The 588-nt window shown below is 25.3% G+C and carries 2 pseudogenes; both read right to left on the reverse strand.

From position 1 onward, the window contains the following. Positions 1-115, reverse strand: a pseudogene (locus KI369_RS28720) (bacitracin ABC transporter ATP-binding protein); the annotation flags it as partial. 313 nt (positions 116-428) lie between these two features. Beyond that, positions 429-588 (reverse strand): annotated as a pseudogene (locus KI369_RS28725) (DUF3267 domain-containing protein); the annotation flags it as partial.

A 588-nucleotide genomic window follows, 5' to 3' on the forward strand; every position in this document is an offset into this window, starting at 1 on the left:
CCATAATCCCTACAAATTCACCTTCTTGAATTGATAAATCAATATCAACTAATGCTTTATAAGGTACTTTCCCTTTATATACTTTACTAATACTTTTTGCATGTAAAATTTCCATGTATATTCTCCCTTCATTTGCACTTCTCATAACAGAGTGTAAATGAATTGTCTTACATCTCATATTGATTCATCTTTCATTTATCTTACACGCTTGTAAGATTTCTGAAAAAAACGATAATGAAACTGTTTTCAAACTAAAATTAACGCATACCTATCTTATATTAATTGTATAGTAGCAGGAATTACAATGTATATTAAATCTTTATTATATACTGAGAAAAGACCGATTGCTTTATCGGTCTTTTATTACCTAAATTTATATTTTTAACTATTGCCTTTAGTTGATATGTTTTTGAGTTACTCTTTTAATACTATTTCACTTTATAATAACCTCTACAAAAAATTGAGTTATTCGGTTTAATCGTAATTAAAAATGAATTGTAAATATCTGAAGCGGAAATTATTGCGTTTATCCAACATATAAATAAAATGATTGATTTAATATTTCCTGATATATAAAACGATATAACA

The sequence above is a fragment of the Bacillus sanguinis genome, from assembly GCF_018332475.1.
GTDB classification, from domain to species: Bacteria; Bacillota; Bacilli; order Bacillales; family Bacillaceae_G; genus Bacillus_A; species Bacillus_A sanguinis.